The sequence below is a fragment of the Candidatus Photobacterium acropomis genome (assembly GCF_030685555.1).
GTDB lineage: Bacteria > Pseudomonadota > Gammaproteobacteria > Enterobacterales > Vibrionaceae > Photobacterium > Photobacterium lucens.
Genome location: NZ_CP131608.1, coordinates 61453 through 79098 on the forward strand (window position 1 = coordinate 61453; position 17646 = coordinate 79098).

21 protein-coding genes are annotated in these 17646 nt (G+C 39.3%); 9 read left to right on the forward strand and 12 right to left on the reverse strand.

Going from position 1 to position 17646, the window contains the following annotated elements; all coding sequences use genetic code 11:
* Window positions 1–201: 201 nt before the first annotated feature.
* Together Q7657_RS00250 and Q7657_RS00255 are read right to left on the reverse strand one after the other, a co-directional pair.
* Window positions 202–582 carry a SpoIIAA family protein gene (locus tag Q7657_RS00250; RefSeq protein ID WP_107166379.1) on the reverse strand — a complete coding sequence of 127 codons (381 nt, stop codon included), beginning with the start codon at window positions 580–582 and terminating at the stop codon, window positions 202–204.
* Window positions 583–705: 123 nt separating this feature from the next.
* Window positions 706–1644 carry a LysR family transcriptional regulator gene (locus Q7657_RS00255; protein ID WP_107166499.1) on the reverse strand — a complete coding sequence of 313 codons (939 nt, stop codon included), beginning with the start codon at window positions 1642–1644 and terminating at the stop codon, window positions 706–708.
* Between the two features lie 198 nt (window positions 1645–1842).
* On the opposite strand from Q7657_RS00255, the gene Q7657_RS00260 reads away from it, so the two are divergent.
* The 3 genes from Q7657_RS00260 (at window position 1843) to Q7657_RS00270 (ending at window position 4102) form a co-directional block, all read left to right on the forward strand.
* A complete protein-coding gene (locus Q7657_RS00260) occupies window positions 1843–2172 on the forward strand; it encodes a DMT family transporter (RefSeq protein WP_107166380.1) in 330 nt (109 codons plus the stop codon).
* Window positions 2173–2197: 25 nt separating this feature from the next.
* A complete protein-coding gene (locus Q7657_RS00265; RefSeq protein ID WP_053987687.1) occupies window positions 2198–2437 on the forward strand; it encodes a hypothetical protein in 240 nt (79 codons plus the stop codon).
* A gap of 168 nt (window positions 2438–2605) precedes the next feature.
* Window positions 2606–4102, forward strand: coding sequence for a YadA-like family protein (locus Q7657_RS00270; RefSeq protein ID WP_107166381.1), 1497 nt, complete (start codon window positions 2606–2608; stop codon window positions 4100–4102).
* A gap of 67 nt (window positions 4103–4169) precedes the next feature.
* Here Q7657_RS00270 and Q7657_RS00275 read toward each other — a convergent pair whose 3' ends face one another.
* Window positions 4170–4505, reverse strand: a complete 336-nt coding sequence (locus Q7657_RS00275; protein WP_258178272.1) for a hypothetical protein — start codon at window positions 4503–4505, stop codon at window positions 4170–4172.
* A gap of 261 nt (window positions 4506–4766) precedes the next feature.
* On the opposite strand from Q7657_RS00275, the gene Q7657_RS00280 reads away from it, so the two are divergent.
* Entirely contained in the window at window positions 4767–5267 is a 501-nt protein-coding gene (locus tag Q7657_RS00280; RefSeq protein ID WP_107166383.1) for a copper chaperone PCu(A)C, read from the forward strand.
* A 7-nt stretch (window positions 5268–5274) separates the two neighbouring features.
* On the opposite strand, the gene Q7657_RS00285 is transcribed toward Q7657_RS00280, so the two are convergent.
* From Q7657_RS00285 to Q7657_RS00305, 5 genes are all read right to left on the reverse strand, one after another.
* The gene (locus Q7657_RS00285) at window positions 5275–6159 is read right to left on the reverse strand and encodes a phytanoyl-CoA dioxygenase family protein (protein ID WP_107166384.1); all 885 of its coding nucleotides are present in this window, start codon (window positions 6157–6159) and stop codon (window positions 5275–5277) included.
* On the reverse strand, window positions 6119–7384 hold the full coding sequence (locus tag Q7657_RS00290) for a glycosyltransferase (RefSeq protein WP_107166385.1): 1266 nt from the start codon (window positions 7382–7384) through the stop codon (window positions 6119–6121). Before Q7657_RS00290 ends, Q7657_RS00285 begins: the two co-directional genes overlap by 41 nt.
* Complete coding sequence (locus tag Q7657_RS00295; RefSeq protein WP_107166386.1) at window positions 7381–8076, reverse strand: acyltransferase; 696 nt, start codon at window positions 8074–8076, stop codon at window positions 7381–7383. Before Q7657_RS00295 ends, Q7657_RS00290 begins: the two co-directional genes overlap by 4 nt.
* A 32-nt stretch (window positions 8077–8108) precedes the next feature.
* Window positions 8109–9152, reverse strand: a complete 1044-nt coding sequence (locus Q7657_RS00300; protein ID WP_107166387.1) for a glycosyltransferase family 4 protein — start codon at window positions 9150–9152, stop codon at window positions 8109–8111.
* A gap of 144 nt (window positions 9153–9296) precedes the next feature.
* Window positions 9297–9503, reverse strand: a complete 207-nt coding sequence (locus tag Q7657_RS00305) for a DUF3283 family protein (RefSeq protein WP_107166388.1) — start codon at window positions 9501–9503, stop codon at window positions 9297–9299.
* A gap of 301 nt (window positions 9504–9804) precedes the next feature.
* Between Q7657_RS00305 and deoD the strand changes: the two genes are divergently transcribed.
* Both deoD and Q7657_RS00315 read left to right on the forward strand, forming a co-directional pair.
* Window positions 9805–10515, forward strand: coding sequence for a purine-nucleoside phosphorylase (deoD, locus tag Q7657_RS00310; RefSeq protein WP_107166389.1), 711 nt, complete (start codon window positions 9805–9807; stop codon window positions 10513–10515).
* A gap of 302 nt (window positions 10516–10817) precedes the next feature.
* A complete protein-coding gene (locus tag Q7657_RS00315; protein ID WP_107166390.1) occupies window positions 10818–12308 on the forward strand; it encodes a lactate dehydrogenase in 1491 nt (496 codons plus the stop codon).
* Window positions 12309–12385: 77 nt separating this feature from the next.
* Here the strand turns inward: Q7657_RS00315 and Q7657_RS00320 are convergent, their stop codons facing one another.
* Window positions 12386–12733: a RidA family protein gene (locus Q7657_RS00320; RefSeq protein ID WP_107166391.1), complete on the reverse strand. Its 348-nt coding sequence runs from the start codon at window positions 12731–12733 to the stop codon at window positions 12386–12388.
* A 121-nt stretch (window positions 12734–12854) separates the two neighbouring features.
* Entirely contained in the window at window positions 12855–14135 is a 1281-nt protein-coding gene (locus Q7657_RS00325) for an NAD(P)/FAD-dependent oxidoreductase (protein ID WP_107166392.1), read from the reverse strand.
* Between the two features lie 186 nt (window positions 14136–14321).
* On the opposite strand from Q7657_RS00325, the gene Q7657_RS00330 reads away from it, so the two are divergent.
* The gene (locus Q7657_RS00330) at window positions 14322–15356 is read left to right on the forward strand and encodes an ABC transporter substrate-binding protein (protein ID WP_107166393.1); all 1035 of its coding nucleotides are present in this window, start codon (window positions 14322–14324) and stop codon (window positions 15354–15356) included.
* Window positions 15357–15409: 53 nt separating this feature from the next.
* Here the strand turns inward: Q7657_RS00330 and mog are convergent, their stop codons facing one another.
* Together mog and Q7657_RS00340 are read right to left on the reverse strand one after the other, a co-directional pair.
* Window positions 15410–15943, reverse strand: coding sequence for a molybdopterin adenylyltransferase (gene mog, locus Q7657_RS00335; protein ID WP_107166394.1), 534 nt, complete (start codon window positions 15941–15943; stop codon window positions 15410–15412).
* A gap of 130 nt (window positions 15944–16073) precedes the next feature.
* Window positions 16074–16526 carry a methyltransferase family protein gene (locus Q7657_RS00340; RefSeq protein ID WP_107166395.1) on the reverse strand — a complete coding sequence of 151 codons (453 nt, stop codon included), beginning with the start codon at window positions 16524–16526 and terminating at the stop codon, window positions 16074–16076.
* Window positions 16527–16663: 137 nt separating this feature from the next.
* On the opposite strand from Q7657_RS00340, the gene Q7657_RS00345 reads away from it, so the two are divergent.
* Entirely contained in the window at window positions 16664–17185 is a 522-nt protein-coding gene (locus Q7657_RS00345) for a M48 metallopeptidase family protein (protein ID WP_107166396.1), read from the forward strand.
* 89 nt (window positions 17186–17274) lie between these two features.
* Window positions 17275–17625 (forward strand): hypothetical protein, encoded by a 351-nt coding sequence (locus Q7657_RS00350; RefSeq protein ID WP_107166397.1) that lies wholly within the window; start codon window positions 17275–17277, stop codon window positions 17623–17625.
* The last annotated feature ends 21 nt before the right edge of the window (window positions 17626–17646 follow it).

The window sequence follows — 17646 nt, forward strand, 5'->3', positions numbered from 1 at the left end:
AATGAAGCTTCAAGCGACTGTTTGTGCTCAAGCCTGTCTTTATTCCAATCAAGGTGCTGATTATACCCAAGCCATTTCAAGTTACTAGGTTCAGCGAGAATATCTTGGTTTGTAGGCAAGGAGATGATTTGAAGAAGAAATATAAAACAAGTGATTTAAGTGGTGTAGAAAAGCCAACGACACCACTTAATATTGATAGCATTACGCCTCTTTTAACCAATTCAAGGCATCAATAGCATCGTCAAAATAACGCACTTCACCTGACATAAACCAATTGCCAATTTTAGCACCGAGTTCTTGCCAATGTTTATTGCCATAAAGCGCGACTTTGCGGAAACTCTTACCGTGCTTTAAACCCAGTTTAAGATCATCCCAAGCAGCATGGAGATCCCAGCCGTCGCAAGCAGTACCATCAAAATACACATCAACTACCGGCTTATCGACACCTTCAAGTGCCGTATCAATTTCAGGTGTGATCATCTGATAATCATGGTGAGTTAATTTACCTGTTGCCTTTATCTCAACAAAAAATTTGCCATCGTTATTATCAATTTCAATTTGAATACCGTGAGACTTTGTCATGTCATCATCTCCTTGTTCACTTGCTAGCTATATTTAGATAAAAGTTATTGATTGTTCTAGTATAGAACTTACAACTCTCCCAATTTTTCGATAGCAATATTGATGAAAAATGACTCTACATCGTTACAGGTTGACATAATGTGAAAGGTTTTTGTCCCAGTAGGGTGTCTCACCGATATACTGTTTAAAGAAACTAATCGCAGCCACTATTTTTTTCGGTAAATGCTTGCGGCTAGGATATACCGCATAAAAGTGCATTCCCTGATTGGCTTCCCAATCATTAAGCAATTGAATTAGCTTTCCAGTTTTAAACTCATCGGTTAAAAGATAAGTAGCAAGGTAGGCAATGCCCCACCCTGAGACACAGGCGTCACGCACCGCTTCAGCTAAATCAACCCGGTAGTTACCTGATACCGTGACACACAGACCTTCTTGATCGCGTATAAACGACCAAGTGCCATGGTTAACCTGTCTATTTTGATATACAAGGCAATTGTGTTCCTGCAAATCACGAGGATGAGTAGGCGCAGAATGATGCATTAGATATTCAGGCGATGCGGCAACAATAAAGCGAGTATCAGCTAGACGCTGGGCAACATAACCTTCAGGGATGTTTTCAACATTGGTGATCCACAGATCTAGTCCCTCTTCGACCATATTCGCGCGATGATCAAATAGGCTGACTTCCACATGAAGATCTGGGAACTGACGACGAAAATGTTCAATGGCGGGGATAATATGCATAGTGCCGAATGACTGTGATAATCCCAAACGAAGTGTACCTGATACCTCATCACGGATGTCAGCCATCATGGCATCCGCATCTAATACCGCGGAGACCACTTGCTCACAAAATTTGGCATATTCAACACCTTCATCGGTTAAGGTAAAGCTGCGCGTTGTTCGTTGCACGAGTTTTACCTGAAGCTCTGCCTCTAATAAGCTCAATTGCTTACTGACATGCGATGTTGATACTCCGAGTTTATGCGCAGCTGTTGTAAAATTGCCGCTATTAACCAAAGTATGAAAAATTGCCATTCGTCCGGCACGATCTTGAAGCACTACTGCTACCACCTATTACTTATCTATCCCGTTCTCTCTGCTAGTGTACTGTAGAACACATACTAACTTGTCATTATTCCTATAACAGATATCAATTATTACCCACTGGCAAAAGTAATTTCACAAAACATGCAATTATCATCTTAATAGAAATAATTATAATCATTTCATCGTTAGAAATTAGATTGGAGTTTGGTTGTGAGTTGGTTATTTCTTTTATTAGGTGTATTAGCAGAGGCGACATCACACGTTGCACTTAAATCTGCCAATGGTTTTACCAACCCATTACCAACAGCTGTTGTCGTTCTTGGGCATATCACAGCCTTTCTGTTTCTATCACAAGCAATGAAAAGTATTCCAGTAGGAATTGTTCATGCCTCTTGGGCTGGGCTTGCCATTATTCTCGTTACCACGCTTTCAAGCGTTATTTATAACCAACATATCGATACTAAAGTTTGGATTGGGATGATAATTGTTGCAGTGGGTCTTGCAGTTATGAATTTATCAGGCGCTGCACACCACCACTAAACGTCCCATATATACGGGGTTTATTATGAATCAGCAACGAGCAGAAAATTTATATTACTACTTACGTCAACAAAATAGTTCTCAAAAAGAAATTAACGTAGTAATTAAACAATTAAGTGAAAATTACGGTATTAATTTATCAGATCTTGATCGCCGTTATCGTTCACGTATCGGATATTCACCAAACCGATACGATATTAATACTTATGGTACCGCAGGTTCACGCACAATGAATCAAACGCGCGGTATGCAAAATACACATTAATTATTTCCTATCTTTCATCGTCATTAATAATAATATTAGTGACGATGATCTCATAACTACTCTTCTATAACATTATTGCTGATTTCTATTATTGCAATATCTTATGTTTACCTGCCATTTTTTTGACGTTACTGTATACTTAACGATCACTAGACACTAAAAATAATTATGAATCGGATAACAAAGCAGCTAATTTGCTCAGCACCATTACTTCTCGCATGTAACGTTCACGCGGCTATCATTAATAACAACACTCAGTCAGAACAGGGTATTTCAGCAAATCAACCAACAGAATTAAATACAACTAATACCAACAATCAGATGGGCGGTAATATTATTATTAATCGTTCAGATACTGCGGCTTTACCTAATAAACAATATCAAAATACCGTAGTGGGTAGCGCTGCTATTATTAAAGGTTCGCACAATGTAGCCATGGGCTCAGCATTAACAGTTGATAATGACTCTATAGCCATTGGTAATACTAGTGATGCAAAAGATCATTCCACTGCATTTGGCACTAGCTCAAAAGCTGAAAATAGTGGTGTGGCAATTGGTGTTCAATCCTATGCCAACGATGGCCTTGCCATTGGTAGTCATGCGTCAGCAACAAACGATAGTATTGCGATTGGTAATAACAGCCGTGCAGATGAAAAAGACACTGTAAGTTTTGGTGGTAAGGTTTATAAACAAGATTTTGTTGATGGTAAATTACAGGTAACAACAACAGATGTAACCCGTCGATTGACCAATGTTCACGCTGGTATTAATGCAACGGATGCCGTTAACGTCAGTCAGTTAACCGATGCTAAAAAAGCCTTACAAGGTGAGATCACAAATAACAGCCAGAGTATTACCAATAACTCGAATGCGATCACGCGCAATACCAATGATATAAAAAACAATGCGGTAAATATTGAGCAAAATAATAAAGCTATTGATATCAATAAAAACATCATCGCTAACAATGCCACTAATATTGGTATAAACAAAGAAAGCATTAACAAGAATATAAAAAATATTGAGAATAACACGCAGAATATTACAACTAACTCAAAACAGATCAGTCAAAACACATCAGATATTAATGATAATAAAAGCGTGATCATTAATAATGGCAATGATATTCAAAAAAACAGAAAAGATATTCTTAATAACACAACAATAGCGAATAAAAACTCACAGCGTATTAGCAATAACAGCCAAAGTATCGAAAAGAATACAGCAGGAGTTAACACCAATGCTTATAACATTAGTCATTTACATAACGAATCAATTAACTACACGAATAATCATGTAATGGCGTATTACAATAAATCAAAACAATATACAGATGAAAAAGCGCAACAAACATTACAGAAAGCGAATAATTATACAGATCAAAGAGTCAACCAACTCTCTAATGTCTTTAATGAAAAACTAAAGAACTTACAAAATAGAGAAGATGCTGGTATCGCATCAGCTATGGCAATGGCTGCTATTACGGTAAAACCTAACCGTAAATATAATATAGGTATGGGATTAGGCTATTATGGCGATCAAGATGCCATCGCATTGGCTGCGAAGATCAATACCTCTCCAGACAGTATAGTCACTCTTGATACCTCTTATAACTCAAACCACAATGTTGGTGTTGCAGCAGGTATGACATTTGGTTTTAACTGATCGAGTATTCCCATCAACAAAAAAACCGACGTATATCGTCGGTTTTTTATTGAACCTTGCAAGGGACTTACTTCATGCGCTCTATAACCCAAGGCATTAATTCTACGTATGCATACCAACAGCCCGCTGCAATGATCGCCGTCCAAACAAGACGTGATACCCACTGAGAACGTTGAATATGACGAGAAGGATCTGGTTCACCACAATGAGGGCAAAAATGCGCACGACGTGATACAACACCTTCACAAGCAGGACAATCCGTTAAACGCTTTGAACGTGCAGTTGTGCCTGCTTTAGCTGATGATTTTGTAGTTTTTACCGAGTGTGGGCGCTGCTCCGCACGCATCGAAATCATTACATCACTATTATCATCATCTAGTGCTGAAAAATCAGTTGTTTTCACTTTATTCACCATTCAGTCAATCTCTGCGCCTAATAATACTAAATTCAAGACTCATTCGCCTACCTATTGGCAAAATCTTTACTCAAGTTTCATTTAACACGGCAGTATTTATCGTCACATAACACGATTTATTGCAAATATAACAATCACTCATCAAGACTAACTGTGATATTCACTCTCTCGATAGTACTAACCATAAGCAAAAGCCGACATATCTTGCCATACTCAGTAGCATAGCTATCAACTTCTAAAGGAATAGATATGAGAAAGTACACATTTAAACATTTTATCTTTGTTGCTCTCGCATTATTTGTCACGCCAGTACTTGCAGAACATCACCCTAAACAGAATCTTGAACTCACTCAGGCTTGGTCAAAAGAAGTACCTCCAACCTCACAGGTTGCAGCAGCATTTATCACTATTAACAATCACACATCAACGGACGATGAACTATTATCAGCAAGCTCTCCAATAGCAAATAAGACAGAGCTACACGAACATTTACATCAAGATGGTATGATGAAAATGCGTCAAGTCAGCGCTATACCCATCACAGCCAATAGCGAAACATTGCTCAAACCCGGTGGTTTTCACATTATGTTTTTCGACTTAAAACAAGTACCAGAGCTGGGTGAAATATTTCCAATGACATTAACATTTAAAAACGCAGGAAGAATAACGGTAAATGTCAAAGTCGAACCTGCCACTTTCCAAGCACCAACATCAACCGAAACTGAGAACACACATATGCATCACCACTAAACGCTAACTATTGTCTAAACACTTTTGCTTTTATTTTCTCAAACCAATAGTGCGCTTCGTTTAACGAGCGCACTGCTATATTTATTGGCATTGATAATGCTCGATAATGTTGAACTGATGGTATATCACGGCTAGGTAATCGGCTTGTACCTAAGAAAGCGAGTTGCTGCTCACTTAATCCAGAAAGAAAACTGGTATCAATCAATAAACGTTGAAAACGCCCCCATTGGGTAAAGTTTTTTGACAGCACAACTAATGGCGAGAAGAAATGGTAGAACAGTGCATTCCGTGCTGATAGGTTAGGGTAACTTTGTTGATGCAGCCCTTCAGGATCAAATAAAAATAACGTCCCCGCTTTACCAGTAATGGTCGTGATTTGATGACTTTCTGTTTGTTGGTGATAGTGTTCACCAACTTCACCTTGCGAGCAATGGTGATGAGAACCTTTTACATAAGCAAATGCTCCTGATTCTACATCATCTAAATAACAGCCTAACTTTAAAGAGCGAGGTATCGCTTGCGCTTGATAATGCAACGGGCAATACCACTCATCACGATGTAGTGGGTGAAAGTTGTCGGAAAAAGGCAAACTTTGCCAACCTTTTGCTTCTTGTAAACAAACAGAACTATCTAAATAGCTCACAACTAGATCATGGATCAATGGCATCAGTGGAAGCTGGCAAAACACACGATCGAGCGTTAAGACTTGATCAACCATCAAACGTTTACGATCCGTTTGAGAATAACCTTGCCATGAGTTAAATGCTGGACGTACTAATTGGCTTCGAAAATGTCGTTGCATGATCGATAATTCATCAGGCGTAATACATGCAGGCAATACCACAACACCATCATGTCTTAATGCTTTCAGCAAACTTGTAAGTTGTGACATCTTTTAGCACCTGAGTAAAATCATAAGCCAATTTTTCACTTGAATAACAAGCATAAAACTCACTAGAAGGTTTCATTACCAACAATTTATTCTGTTGCCATTGTCGATAAAGGGATTGTAGCTGTTGTTGATATTGCAATGGTTGACTTACAGAGACTTCAAACAATTGCGTCGCATATTTACGTAAGAATGATAAGGTCTCCCCCTCAGGTAATTCCGCTAAGATAGGCTTACCACTCGCCACATAATCAATGGCTTTGGTCGCTAAATGGGTATCTGTTTTCCCTTGATCTGCCATCCCCTTTTGAATAAATAGCACATCACACTGTGCTAATATTTCATTCAGTTTCGCTTTAGGTTGGCTGGCGATCATCTTTACTACATCATCTAATTGATACTCATGGATCAAGCTCATCATTTCAGACTGAATATCACCAACATTGATAAAACGAATAGGAAAATCACATTGTGCCAATTGAGAAAATATTCCTGTGGCACTGCGACGAAAACCATCCCATGTCCCACTGTAACCTATCGTTAAAACATCATGATTGTCGGAAACATGATCAAGGATATAATCATAGCTATTGGGTACATAACGGATCAGCTTATCGGGATATAACCTTTGATAGGCATCATGATCCGCCGTTGAGGTTACCACCAGCGCATCAGCTTGCTGTAACACACGCCTTTCCCAATTTAATGCATTGCTATCAACAAAGTAGCTCGCTTGTGACCATGCATCTCTAAAATCTAACACTAACGGGATTTTCAACCATTGTGACAAATAGACACCGATCAATGCGCTACTAAATGGTGGACAAGAAACCACTATCACATCAGGTTTCACTATTCGGCTTTTTTTCCATGCCATTTTAAGCGTAGGAATTATCCAGCCCCAATGTAAATCAATAAGCCAATAACGTTTAGCAATATCACCATCTCGTTCGGGGGAGCGCCAATGTCGTAGCCGATAGCATTGCTTATGAATAATGGTTGGCCACTTCCAACACCAATCGATATTCCATGAAGCAACAGCAAGGGAATCGACCAATGGCACGGTATTATTATCATCATCGATATGAGCAAAGCGATGCGCCCGCCCTTCGCGAAAAATCACTACATGGTGGTCATGCTCGGCTAAATATTGACAAAAACGTCGACTACGATTTGCACCGACGTTTAATAAAGGAGGAGAAAAATAACTGAAATAAAATATATTCATTCATTTCCTCGAAGCGGTCGGATCACTTTTCCAGGATTACCTGCAAACAGCACATTGGGTGGCACATCTTTAGTGACCACGCACCCCGAAGCAACAACCGAGCCTCGACCAATAGTGACTGGTTTAACAATATGTACCCCTGTACAGATCCACACATCATCTTCAATGACCAGATCTGCCATTGTCGGAGGTTGATATTTATCTAACCCCGGGCTGTGCCCACTGTGAGCATTAATACTGGTTCTGCCTGCGATCATCACGTTATCCCCAATCAATACTTTCTTACCAACGGAAATACCTGTCTGCCAGCCAATATAACAATTTTCACCAATACGAATTTCGCAGCTTCCACTATCTGGATGACCATGAATGCTCAATGCACCATTTAGGCAAGTATTGTTACCAATATAAATTTTGATCGGACCTTGTATCAGTGGAAAGCCATTTTCTAAACTTAACCCAGGGCAATAATGCTCTAACCTTGCTTGTAACATTGGTAAATATAAGAAGATATTAAGCAAACGTTGCAGAGCAAAACTCATTAAACGATACACAACGTAGATCGGTCGATATATCCATGCAAGATCGGGAAGTTGCCCATAAATAAACCATTTTGCAACGCGATATAATATCCGACTTAATGGTGTATTTTGCTGTTTAATATAAGCACGAATGCGATGTGTTATTAGCATGCTCGCCACCCCATTGCTTATGCCTGAACAAGCTACGAACCCAATAAAGATGTATACATCTTATGGGTTTGCGTAATTTGTCGTTGGATATCGTATTCTTGCTCCACCCTTTTTCTTGCAGCTATGCTAATCGCTTCGAGCGTGTCACTTTGGCTATACAATAATCTTAGCAAATTCTGTACCTGATCTGATTGCTCAAAATGGACGTACCAGCCTTGCTGTTGATCGACAAACAGATCTGCCAGCCCACCAATGGGTTCAGCAACCACAGGTCTGCCTACCGCCATCGCTTCTATTGCGACATAGCCAAACGCTTCTTGCCAACAAGATGGCATTAACACGATATGCGCTTGTTTTAAATCTTGCTCTATTTGGGTTGAACGACCGTGAAAATTAATCGATTGTGTTTGATTTGCAGCTAACTTGACTTGCTCTTTTAACTCTCCATCACCAAAAATATCTAACTGTGCGATACGCGAAAGTCTTGGGTCTAAAAATAATGCTAATAGATAATGCAACCCTTTTTCTGCACTTAAACTACCGACATAAAAACAGCGTAGTTTGGCTGTCATTGGTGGTATTTTTTCATACTTAAAACGCGATAAATTAATACCATTATTAATTAATGCTATTTTTTCTTGCGCCATAAATTGACTTAACCATTGTTGAATAAAAGGTGAAATAGCACAAAGTCGAGCAAGAGGCAGACCTAATAATTTTTGCTTAATTCGTCGCCATGGTGTGATTTGATAACCTTGCGGAGGTGAATTATGCATAGTGAGAACTACATGAGAGCAAAAGCATCGAGCAATAAAAGTATAAGGATGCCCTATCCCGTAAAAATGAAGGTGTACTAAGTGAGGATGATGATAGTGAAGTAAAGCAATGAGTTGCCACATACTGGTAAACGAATCATAACGATACCCTTTTGAATATAAATCGTTATAAGCATCATCAGTAATCGATCGAGCCAGTAAAACAAGCTGAAATCGCGGTGATTCTAGCTGCATTAAAAAATCAAAATAACTACTCCCTTTTTTTACATCAATGTCGCAAATTAAGACGATTTTTTTCATGGCTCATCTCGCGATTAAAAGAGATTCTTTTAAGCATATGCGAGATTATTTAGCTTTTTTCTTAAAAAAGAGAATTTTCGCGAAATTTAAACAAAACGACTACCGAGATGGTAGCCGTTCATAAGCGAAAAGATAAAAAAGCAATTAATTTACGCCCATTTGCATCTTATATTTTGATAATGATTTCTCACAAAAATCTCGTTCATCATCATCTGTAATATTATTAACTAACTCAACAAAAGCTTCATAACCGACCTTACCGTTCTTCACTTTCCATACGGTATAAGCGGCCTGCTTATCTAATTCAATGCGTGTTCTTTCACCATCAGACAATAATGTAAGGTTATGCATATGTTCTTTTCTCTTTGTTATAACTCGCACTAATTTTACCCAAAAAAACGTCTGATCAGAATAACCTCATGCATCTTATCTATGCCTGTATTAGAGCATGACTAAATCCGGTTGTTTATTCATCACAAAAACAAAACCGCCCTCTCCTTTTCAACAGATTTAGTTAACAGCATGGATTTTTATCAAAAACAGCCTAAATTATGTGATATACATCACTAGTTAGAGTTTTGCGGTTTCATAAACTGAGTCTATCGAAGCACAACAATAATGTTGATTAACTATTTTTATCTAGGAGCTCTTTATGGCTACTCCACATATTAACGCTGAGTTTGGTGATTTTGCAGAAACGGTACTTATGCCTGGCGATCCGCTTCGCGCTCAGTTTATTGCGGAAACTTACCTAGATGATGTAAAGCGTGTCTGTGATGTGCGCAGCATGTATGGCTTTACTGGTACTTATAAAGGTCAACGTATTTCTGTGATGGGTCATGGTATGGGTATTCCATCATGTTCTATCTACGTACATGAACTGATCAAAGATTTCGGTGTTAAAAACATTATCCGTATTGGTAGCTGTGGCGCAGTACACGATGATGTGAAATTAATGGATGTGATCATTGGTATGGGTGCATCTACCGATTCAAAAGTGAACCGTATCCGCTTTGCTAACCATGATTTTGCAGCCATTGCTGATTACCATCTATTAGAAACAGCAGTAAATCAGGCTCGAGCGCAACAAGTACCCGTTCGCGTAGGTAACGTATTCTCTGCTGATCTTTTCTATAGTCCAGAAGCTGATCTATTCGACAAGATGGAAAAACTTGGCATTCTTGGTGTTGATATGGAAGCAGCGGGTATCTACGGTGTAGCCGCAGAGCTAGGAGCGAAAGCACTGACAATTCTTACTGTTTCTGATCATATCAAACGCGGTGAAAAACTAAGCGCAGAAGATCGCCAAAAATCATTCAATGAAATGATGAATATCGCGCTAGAAACTGCCGTCAGCCTTTAATTTACCCATAAGCGGGAAACATGCCTCCCCGACGGTTTCCCGCTTATTTTCCAAATTCAGTAACGAAAACTAAAGGGATGTTAGTTTAATAAATACGCTTTATTAATATAAAACCAGCTCGATAATGTAAAATGTGGCGTCTTACACAATCATAGGTAACATATTCTTGAAACGTATTGTTCTCTGACAATGCTGAGTAAAATTTTACTCAGCCCCTTCTCACAAATCCCGTAACCGTTTAGTAACAATCTTAAAAATATTATTATACTGCATCTAAAGATCGCGCAAAGATAAGGTTAGATATGTCTACATTTCTTACAACGCCAAATCCCATCGAGCAGTTACCGTTGGCTTTCAATGGCTACCAATTCAATCACTGTAAGACACTGAGTTGTAAGAACTTTGGTTCACATAACCCAAATAACTACGTGCTCCAAAACAATGATATACACCGCCCAACTCTCGTATGCCGAGAATGCGGTGCTTTTCCCCCTTTGCTAAATAATCAAGATGTCGCAGAAGAAGCACAGCGTTATCATAGACTACAAAGCAATGATTTACCGACCTGTACTAATAGTGAGTGTGATAATAAACATTACTCAGTATTGACTCATCGTCACCTTTACCATGCATTCGGTTTTAGCGGAGACAGGCAACGTTATCGCTGTAAATCATGTGAACACACCTTTGTCGATCGATGGTCTGGTGCCAATAACAAACATGCCATGCAGCAAAAGTTATTAGGTCTATTATTTACTGGTTATCCTGTACGAGATATTTGCCGACGCCTAGAGATCAACCCAAAGACCTTTTACGATCAGCTTAATCATATCGCTGCACGTTGCCGTCGTCAGCTCGCCCTTTTTGATGAGCGATTATTTAAACATCAACATCATGTTGAACTTGCATCTAATATTAAAGACCTGCAACCTCAAAGCCACAATGGTGTCATGTGGGTCGCCAGTGCAGAATCACAATCGGGTTATGTTGTTGCTCAGCATGTTAATTACCAAGCTGACGATATCGAATTATCCCACCTCTATCATGATGCCTATCAAGATTCATCCCTTTTCATGTCGGCTCCAAAGCATCACGAAACAGTATCAGATCCTTTTATTCCTAAAGGTATATTAGCCAAAGTAGATGCGACGTATCGTAAGATATTCTCTCGCTCTAACATGGAGAACCCATTATCAGGTGGCGCTAAAATTAATTATCCCACCAAGGGGACATTGATCTACCCACAGTACACGGTATATAGCCATTACCTCTACTTAAAAGAAATGTTTCAGAATAACGAGTACCTCGCTATCTTTATGCCACAAGAAACCTTGTTACGTTCAGCATGTATCTCGGTGTTTATTGAACATATAAAACAAAAGCGCATTGATCCTCTCTACGTGATAGAAGACGAACAATGGCTGCATGGCGAAGATGCCGGAAAGGTTGATATTGTATTATTAGGATGGTGGCAAGATCGATGGGCATTCACTCATCTAGAAAATGCCAGTAAAGGAATATGCCATTTAGGCGGTGAAACCAATGATGATAAAAAATGGCTAAAACATGCCACCTATCGAGCCGTATCAAGCTATCAACATCGCTTTCAAGAGCAATTTAGCCAGCTGATCAATGAGCCGCGCCGAAAGCTACGCCCTGCTGGTCTATTACCGTTACTCGATATATATCGCGCTTGGCATAATTTATGTCGTCAAGATAAATTCTCATTAACGCCAGCACAACGTTTAGGTTTGGCTTCAGCCCCAATGACACTTGAGCAACTGCTCAATTAAATTTAAAAAGGCTTAATATCGTCGCTCATCAGAGCTGATATTAAGCCTTTATATTAATAGCCTGTTGCCATTAACTGCTATTTTTCTGCTGCAATCACTGAAATTTCAACTAATAAAGCATCACGGGCCATGCTTGCTTCAACACAAGCACGAGCAGGTGCATGACCTTGTGGTACCCAGTTATCCCATACCGCATTCATCTCAGCGAACATGCTCATATCTTTAATATAAATCGTTGCTGAAAGCATGTGTTCTTTATCACTCCCCGCCTGCAGTAATAACGCCTCTACTTTATCTAACATGGTTTGAGTTTGCTCTGTGATACCTTTCGTAGCATCTGCACAAACTTGACCACATAAGTAAATCGTACCGTTATGTTTAACAATGCGGCTCATGCGAGCACCTGTTTCTAAACGTTCAATCATGATATTTCCTGTTCGCTAATTAAGTTTAATAAGAATATAACTTTTTTAGCAAAAAATCAGTCAAAACACGGTAAAGTTAAAAATTATTTGCAATAAATGACAATTTACACCGTAAATTTTATTAGCGACCTAATGAATCTTCTAAACGTGCTTTCCAAATTGCCATCGCAAGTGCAGGTTTACGTAAAATTTCAGGCGTTGGGATCCAGCCATGTTTGATCTTGGCAAACACATCAAAACGCTCTGCCGTTCCCGCCATTGCTTCTGCGACTACTTTACCCGCAATGTTCGTTAAACCTACACCGTGGCCGGTATAACCATGGGATACATAAATATCATCACCAAGATGATCGATTTGCGGCATATAAGAGCGTGTTACCGCAAATAAACCGCCCCAATGGTATTCCATTTTTACATCAGCCAATTGTGGGAACACGGTGATCATACGTTGGCGTAAACGCTCAGCTGAATCGCTGTATTCACCATTAAAAGGATGGTTAACACCACCAAATAAAATACGACCATCAGGTGTTGGACGGTAATAATCAAGACTGTTATTTAAGTCTGACATTGCCATCATATTTGAGATTGGCTGGCGATCACCAAGCTGCTCTGTTACTGCAATATATGATGCAACTGGCAGTACCACACTTTGCGCTTTACGATTCAAGCCATCTAAATACGCATTACATGCTAAGAGTACTTGTTTGGCTTTCACACGACCTTTTGGCGTATGAATAATGTGTGGATTACCTTTCTCAATCTTTGTTGCTGGCGTATTTTCAAATACCGCTGCGCCTAGCGACATTGCAGCACTGGCTAGACCTAATGTGTAATTAAGAGGGTGCATGTGTGCGCTGTTTGAATCAAACAAACCACCAAGGTAGCGCTCAGTATTCGCTACTTGTTGAATTTGTTCTTTTTCCCACCAACTTGCGGTTGGGTAATCGTAGCGCGTTTGCTTTAAGTCATACCAAGATTTTAATTCTTCTTCTTGGCTCTTTTTCAATGCAAGTTCGATATAGCCTTGTTGGAAGTCACAATCGATATTGAATTCTTGAATACGCTCACGAGCAATATCTACCGCTTCGCAAGACAGATCCCACAGTTGTTTGCCCCACTCAGGACCGTAAGTTTCATCAACTTCACGTAAGCCTAAACAGTAACCCACTAAACATTGGCCACCGTTACGCCCTGAACCACCCCATGCTAAACGCTGAGATTCTAAAACTACAACCGAAAAACCTTTCTGACGTAATTCGATGGCAGCATTCAAGCCCGTCATACCACCGCCAATAATACAAACATCTGCCTCGATAGTTTGATCAAGTTCAGGTTGTTCTGGTAACGCATTAATTGTTGCTTGGTAATAACTATCAATATACTGATTACGCATTGACATTCCAATTGCCTATATATATGAAACAGGTAAAAAATCGCGCGGATAATGTCAGAACATTTCAAGAACAACAAGTAATTTATTACTGTGATATTGCTCAAAAAAAGCCCCAATTACTTTTGACATGATTAAGCTTAACTCTATCATCCGCTCTTCACTGACTTACCTGGTCATTTAGGGAATTAAAAAATGAAAAAAGTATTAAAAGGGGTGACTACACTAACATTCGCACTTACAGCATTAAATGCTTCGGCAGAAAATGTTGTGCTTAATATTTACAACTGGGCTGAATATATGCCAACAGATGTAATTCAAGCATTTGAGAAAGAATATAATGTCACCGTTAACTACTCGACTTTCGATAATAACGAAGCGATGTACACCAAATTAAAACTACTGGATAACAAAGGTTACGATGTGGTTTTTGCTTCGACCTATTTTATCGAGAAGATGGCACGTGAAGGCATGCTTGCCAAGATAGACAAAACAAAAATGCATCATTTAAAAGATGTCTATCCTGGTTTATTAGGTCAACAATTTGATCCTAATAATGATTACTCACTACCTTACGTTTGGGGTGTCACTGGCATTTCTTACAACTCTGATAGCATCAAAAATGATCAGGTAACTGGCTGGAACGATTTGTGGAATAGTGATTTCCAACGTCAAGTCATGCTATTAGATGATGTACGTGATGTATTTGGTATGGCATTAAAAGCACAGGGCCATAGCATTAACAGCACCAACGAAGCTGAAATTAAACAAGCTTATGAAAAATTGCTAACACTACGTCCTAACGTAGTTGTCTATAACTCAGATGCACCACACGTACCATACGTGACAGGTGAAGCAATGCTCGGTATGCAATGGAACGGCAATGCTTACTTAGCCAAGCAAGAAATGCCTGAGCTGCAATTTGTGTACCCTAAAGAAGGTTCTATCCTATGGATGGACAACTTTATTGTACCGAAAGGCAGTGAGAAAAAAGACTTAGCATTTAAGTTCATTGATTTCTTTATGCGTCCAGAAAACCAAGCGAAATTGGTTGAAGAGTTAGGTTTCCCGGCTCCTAATAAGCAAGCGAAATCTTTCTTACCAAAAGCATTACAAAATGATCCGATGATCTTCCCAACAGATGAGGAAGTAAATAAAGGTGAGTTTACCAATGATGTAGGTGATGCAGTCAATATTTACCAAAAATACTGGCAGTTGCTAAAGAGCTAACAAAGAAAAAGGGCAATAACATTTGAGGTTATTGCCCTTTTTGTATCAATTTCTTATTTTTGCTTTGGTCTAAATGGCTTGATCACCGACTCATCACATTCAAGGAATGGACCTTCCATCAGATCAATACAGTATGGGATCGCAGGGAATACCGCATCTAAACATTCACGAATAGATTTTGGCTTACCTGGTAAGTTAACAATTAAGCTATCACCACGTAGACCAGCGGTTTGACGAGACAAAATAGCCGTTGGTACGAACTTTAGCGATTCAGCACGCATTAGCTCACCAAAACCAGGCATCATACGATCACACACAGCTTCCGTCGCTTCAGGCGTCACATCACGCTTAGCAGGGCCAGTACCGCCTGTTGTGACGATCAAGCTACAATTTTGCACATCAGCCATCTCAATCAATGTTGCTTCAATGACATCTTTCTCGTCTGGGATCACTTTATATACTGGCTCCCATTCTGAGGTTAAATAGTCATTCAAAGTGTCGATAATCGCTTGGCCTGAAATATCTTCGTAAACGCCAGCACTTGCACGATCACTGACTGTAACAATACCAATTTTCGCTTTGCTCATTTATTTTCCCTCAGTTTCGGATGTTTATTTGTCACTTAGGAGTAACAAAGTCACGTGCTGGTCAGTGTAAGGAAAATCACGTGCAGGTAAACCGTTATTTTCATTTGATCTTTGGTTCATTAAGAATTACTTAGCACCAACGGCGGACAGTATTGCAATAGTGCTGATAATCTTCCCCAAACATGGCTAATAACACCGCTTCTTCTGGCTCTATTTGAAAATTAGTCATTACCCAAATAAACACAGGGATCACCACAAAACAGCTTAACGCTGAAAAATAAAATGCCGCAGCAAATAAAAAGAACACTAACCCCAAATACATTGGGTTACGAGTAAATCGATAAATTCCAGTGGTGACTAAACGCGATGTTTTTTGCGGATAACGCGGATCAATGGTGGTATTGGCTTTAGCAAACGCAATAATAGCTGTAAAACCTGGGATCACACCGATAAAACACAACACAGAGATCAGTACACTCTTGCCTGAAAAATCAAACGTCATGATCGGATAGAACCGAGACAATAAGTACATTCCCAGTATGGATAATAATAACAATATTGGTGGTGGGACACGTAACGACATAACAAATCCTTCTTTTTAGCCGCTGATAACTCACATTAAAATTATAGACTTCATTCTATGTGATCAAATTAGACATTGCCTCTTTCATCGTCACCTTATAGCATGCTCCTTTCGCTTTAATCTCTTAGTATGACGTGATGCAGCAACTTAAATATCTTCAGGGTTATCCCACTCACTTAACAGAGCAAGTTCAACAACTTATTGATAATAATAAGCTCAAAGATCTGTTACTTAAGCGCTATCCGACACCGCATAATATAAAAACTGAAAAGGCGCTTTACGACTATGTTATTGCGTTAAAGAACGAATATTTAAAAAAATCTGCCCCTATCAGTAAAGTGGCATACGATAATAAAATTAACGTGATCAACCATGCATTAGGCTTACATACTTTTATTTCACGAGTGCATGGTAATAAACTGAAAGCCAAACATGAGATCCGTATCGCCTCTGTCTTTAAAACCGCACCAATTGAGTTTCTACGTATGATAGTTGTCCATGAATTGGCACACTTACGTGAAAAAGAGCATAACAAAGCCTTCTATGCCTTATGCCAACATATGGAGCCTCGTTACCACCAACTGGAGTTTGATATGCGTATGTACCTGACTCAGGTTGAATTATTGGGTCCGGTATATCAAGCAAGCGAGAATAAATGATCCCAGCGAAGATCTTGCTGCTGAAAAATTAGATCCCATCACTTAATTGCTATTACAATAGTGCGAAACTTCACAGAGATATGTAAAAGATGCAACAAGAAGAATTTGAAATCTTAGTCAAAGAATTAGCACAACTAGAAAGCGTACCTGCAATCCTAAATGCGCTAAAAGATAACGAAGAAACTGAAATTTCAGAAGCTGCAGCGGCAATGATCGGTCACTTCAGCATTGCTGAAATTGATGGTAAGCAACGTATTTATCACGTGTTTACCCAAACCAATGAGCAAGGCGAAGAAGAAGAGCTTGCTGAGTGGGTAATGAATGCAGATGATGAACTAATGCGCTTTATCGCTTGGTTCTTCTACACCACGTTTGAAATTAACGATAAAGACACTTACCAAGCTGCGGGTCGTTCATACACACCAGCGAAAAAAAGCTAAGTGATAAAATAAAGCCAATCC